Raw genomic sequence first — 4,742 nt, 5'->3', positions numbered from 1 at the left:
GGAAAGCTGCTCGGTTTTACTTCTGAACGGGCGTGGCATCGTTTTGTCACGGGAAATTTGTTCACAAACGGCTCGTTTCTCGAACGTTCCCGGTATAACCGCCGCTGCCGGGCGCTTGGCTTCGCTATCAAATGGATCCGCCATGAGCTGGCAAAACGTGGCCAACATCATGCCTATGCCGTCGTGGACAGCTTGCCGCTCCCATTGTGCCATACGGCAAGAATGCATCGCGTCAAACGGTTTCAAGAGATCGCCGACATCGGGTATTGCGCTTCCAAAAAGCAATGGTACGTTGAAGCTGCACCTTCAAGTGACCGATCAAGGGCTGCCAATGGGGTATGTGGTGACGGAAGCATCTTGCCACGATCGAATCGCAGCCGAAAGCGTGATGACCCAAATTCCCCACCCGTATAACTTTGGGGACAAAGGATTCATTAGCCGTGACTTGCAAAAAAGGCTGTACGAAGAATACCAAATGGCGCTTTGGACTCCGTCTCGAAAAAACCAGAAACATCGTGCGTCTGAGACATGGGAGCAGTGGATCCAACAAAAACGCAAAGTGATCGAGACGGTGTTCTCGGTTCTGGTTGACCACTATCGCATCACGGGGATCCGAGCCAATTCGATTATCGGATTTGAAGTGGCACTAGACGGTATATTGTTAGCTTATTCCCTGGTTACACTTGGGCTAGTTGAGCGCTAAAGCTCAACTAGCACCACGGGTTTTTTTTAATTTCGTTGTATCTAGAAAAGCGTTCCATCAAAACATAAAATATCTTAAAGATGATTCAGTATGATGTTTTGTAGTTACTCTTTGTACGATAGCCGATAAAATTCCCCGAGATTTATTCCTTATCACAGCACTTATTATTCCTGACAAGATAGCGTGCATACAGGGTGTCATTCTATAGTCAAATAGTGTATTGTTTTAAGATGCCGCAGTGGCAGTTGAAGCATCCATTTTTATCACTTCGTCAATAATCGCACTGCCAAGACAAACATCATTGTCATAAAATACCGCTACTTGTCCTGGAGTAACGGCTTTAACTGGTTTTTCGAATTCCACAAAAGCCGTTCCATTCGGACGAATATGAACGGTTACTTTCTGATCTTCTTGACGGTATCTGAATTTAGCTGTACATGCAAATGTATGTGGACGAACATCCCCGTTAATAAAGCTGATGTTCGATGTAATAAGACCGGTAGAAAACAGAGCAGGATGATTTTTACCTTGAGCGACGAGTAAAACGTTGTTTTCTAAATCTTTATCGACGACATACCAAGGTTCCCCTGTTCCTTTTCCACCGATTCCAAGTCCTTTTCGTTGGCCAATCGTATAGTACATCAACCCATCATGAGTACCTAGCACTTCTCCATCTAGAGAACGAATTTCTCCGGGCTGTGCCGGTAAATAATTCTTTAAAAAGTTTTTGAAATTTCTTTCTCCAATAAAACAGATTCCTGTACTATCTTTTTTATTGGCGTTAACAAGGTTCAATTCTTGAGCGATTTTTCGTACTTCATCTTTCGTTAATTCTCCAATAGGAAACAGGACTTTTGACAAATGCTCTGCTGTTAATTGGCTAAGAAAATACGTTTGATCTTTATTGGGATCTTTTCCACGCAATAAGGCGATTTGGCCCTTTTCTCTGTTGATTCTTGCGTAATGGCCTGTCGCGATATAATCAGCATCTAGTGAAAGAGCGTAGTCAACAAACGCTTTAAACTTAATTTCTGTATTGCATAAAACATCTGGATTTGGTGTTCGCCCCCGTTTCAACTCATCTATAAAGTACGTAAATACACGATCCCAATATTCTTTTTCAAAGTTCACGCTATAGTAAGGAATCCCAAGTTGATTGGCAACTCTCTTAACATCTTCGTAATCTTCCGTTGCTGTACATACACCATCGTCATTAGTGTCATCCCAATTTTTCATAAATACACCAATTACGTCATACCCCTCTTGTTTTAAAAGGTAGGATGCCACAGAGGAATCAACCCCACCCGACATTCCAACGACAACCCGTTTTTTCTTCAACCTTATTCACCTTCTTAAACTGAAATATTTTTTGTTACAGTTATGTTTAAAAAAATTGATGGAGCATAACGAACATAAAAACATTAGTCGTACTTTTGTTTCAGGCATGAAAACCTAACTACTATTGATTTCATCAATGATATCTTTGATCGTTACACCTTTTAAATAATTTAAAAAGTGTTCTTCCGCATTGTGAAAAACGCGAATGAGTATATTTGATAGATTTCTGCCTATTGGACAATTCTCATTGGAATCAGGGCATTTCGGTACAAGCGTTTCCTCACTAGTGATTTTAAATATTTTGTCTAACGTAATATGTTCCGGTGAATCGTTTAAAGAGAATCCGCCTTTTGCCCCTTCTTTAGAAGTAATAATATTTTCTTTCCTTAATATGCTCAAAATTTTCCTTAATCTTGCTGGGTGAACAGAAACACTTTGGGCAATGTCTTCACTGGTCACTCGTTGGCTTTGCTTTTGGGCCAGGTAAGTGACGCAGTGAACGGCAATCGAAAAATCGCTATTCATAATGAACCTTCCTCCTAACTGTAATAATAATGATTACAGTTGATATTGTCAATTGCAAATAATTTCCAAAGTCCTTCAGTTTCGAGTGTTGGTAAATCATTATATATATCTTCAATTTTCATCTTCACACTTCCCCCAAAAGCTTTTTACTTGTAATATTCTGTTTCCTTGTACAATTCTCCCCTTTTTCAACTAAACTATCCATTAGCCCATCGCTTCGCGGCACCACAGATTAAAGAAGAATTTCCGTTCTCCCATGGGAGATAGCATATATTTATTGCACCAATTTTGATACTTAATCGTAAATATGAAAATAGGGGCTATAATTCTTGTGTCCTTATTCTTTTTTACAGAGTTAACAACTCGAAATATATTTTAAATTTATTACATCGTGTTCTATTTCGAGGAAATTCTTGATTTCTTCCCGCATGATCAGTTCTAATTTTTCCTTTACAAACTGACGAATGACACTTTCCAGTTGATTTGCCCAGTCGACATTCGGTATACTTTCAGACATAGGTAGGGTTCTCCTTTCTCTGGAATGTGTTGTGGTCCAAATCAGAGAATACCCTACCTTTTTTCTTTTGTTCTAGCAAAATGCTTTACACAAACTTTTATACATCATCGATTTATCAGAAAAATTAACGATTAATTAAATTCAATATGTTATAATCTTTATGTATTGTAAATTAAATCAAGAAATGGGGGGGATAGAAAATGGGAATTGGTGATTTCTTTTTTCAGGCTTCTTCAGTTCTTATTATTTTTGTTTCTGTCGCTTTAGTTTTTCTAGTATTTAGATTTTTATTTAGGGGTCTTCACCATTTTCTGTGATTTCTACTCAATCCTAGATACATGTTAGCTGGATGAAATAGGTTCATCAGTCAGGATCCTTCTTCCGCATACAGACCACGAAGTTGGTAGAATGGAAACAGTCAAGTGCTTTCCTTGACGGGTTCCATTCTACCAACTATCATACCGATAGCGGAAGAAGGGAGCGCTTAAGCAGCCTGACTAGGTTCATCAGTCAGGATCCTTCTTCCGCATACAGACCACGAAGTTGGTAGAATGGAAACAGTCAAGTGCTTTCCTTGACGGGTTCCATTCTACCAACTATCATACCGATAGCGGAAGAAGGGAGCGCTTAAGCAGCCTGACTACCTGTAGTGTTCCCTGTACACTCCAGAAATACACGCAAACGAAACCGTTCTAGATTTCGATAGCCATATGCCCGGCGTTTGATGTTTTTGATCTTGTGATTCGTCCCCTCGATCCGGGCATTTGTATATGGGCACAAAAAGTAGGAAAGAATAGGCTCCTTCCACCTTTCAAGCGTGTTGGCTGCTTCCTGAAAAGAAGCAAAAGGGCTCTGTTTGGCTAACTTAATCCATTCTTCCAAGCGTTCCTTTGCTTCGTTATATCCATCGGTTCGGTAAAAATCCCGAAACAACTCTTTCAGATAATAAGCAATGGAAAGTGCCGGATACTCCTCCAAGATATCGTCTAATCGAAGCCGTTGGTCCTTACGAAGCTTTTCACATCCTTTTAAGAGAAGATATCGAGCCTTTTTCAATGGAGAAAATTCCTTTCTTGCTTGATCCAAGGCTTGTGTCACTTTTTGAACCACATGGTACTTATCGATGACAATCGAAGCAGATGGAAACAGGGTACGAACCGCCTTATGATAAGGTTCCCACATGTCAAGAATCACCGTTTGCACCATTTCTTTCGACAGGACATTTTGGCTCAACAAGTTGATGGCGGAGTCACATTGGCGATCGGCATGCATTCCCATGACCGATCCGGCTCTGGCATCCATCAATACAGTTTCATACTGATGTCCCTTTTTTACAGCGATTTCATCTAAACTAAGCACCATTCCTTCTTGAGAAGATGCTTCTATCGCTGTTTGACGCTCTTTTGCTTTTTTCGATGCGATGGAGTAATAAATGCGTTCCAATGTTTATATGGGATGCGGTGCTTTCGGCTAACCTCTTGAATGGTGGAGCCTTCGCAAAGTTCATACAAGTACTCACAAAATCGATTGGTGTAGTGTTGATTGGGTGGAATCGATTCCAAAGAGGCGGAAAACACTTGGGAACAATTCCAGCACCGATAGCGCTTTACCTTTACGAACAAGTACACCGGTTGATGGAAAATCGCCAAATCCCGTACT

At 40.5% G+C, this 4,742-nt stretch carries 2 protein-coding genes and 3 pseudogenes; 1 reads left to right on the top strand and 4 read right to left on the bottom strand.

Going from position 1 to position 4,742, the window contains the following annotated elements; genetic code table 11:
* Positions 1–703, top strand: a pseudogene (locus DI44_RS0117020) (IS982 family transposase); the annotation flags it as partial.
* A gap of 225 nt (positions 704–928) precedes the next feature.
* On the opposite strand, the gene mnmA reads toward DI44_RS0117020, so the two are convergent.
* From mnmA to DI44_RS0117015, 4 genes and pseudogenes are all read right to left on the bottom strand, one after another.
* Positions 929–2,041 (bottom strand): tRNA 2-thiouridine(34) synthase MnmA, encoded by a 1,113-nt coding sequence (gene mnmA, locus DI44_RS11345; RefSeq protein ID WP_033024994.1) that lies wholly within the window; start codon positions 2,039–2,041, stop codon positions 929–931.
* Positions 2,042–2,155: 114 nt separating this feature from the next.
* Positions 2,156–2,566 (bottom strand): Rrf2 family transcriptional regulator, encoded by a 411-nt coding sequence (locus DI44_RS11350; RefSeq protein WP_033024993.1) that lies wholly within the window; start codon positions 2,564–2,566, stop codon positions 2,156–2,158.
* A gap of 394 nt (positions 2,567–2,960) precedes the next feature.
* A pseudogene (locus DI44_RS17855) lies at positions 2,961–3,083 on the bottom strand (IS256 family transposase); the annotation flags it as partial.
* 627 nt (positions 3,084–3,710) lie between these two features.
* A pseudogene (locus DI44_RS0117015) lies at positions 3,711–4,742 on the bottom strand (ISL3 family transposase); the annotation flags it as partial.

Origin of the sequence: Geobacillus sp. CAMR5420, assembly GCF_000691465.1 — a bacterium.
Classification (GTDB): domain Bacteria; phylum Bacillota; class Bacilli; order Bacillales; family Anoxybacillaceae; genus Geobacillus; species Geobacillus thermoleovorans.
This window is presented reverse-complemented; position numbering and strand designations above follow the sequence as displayed.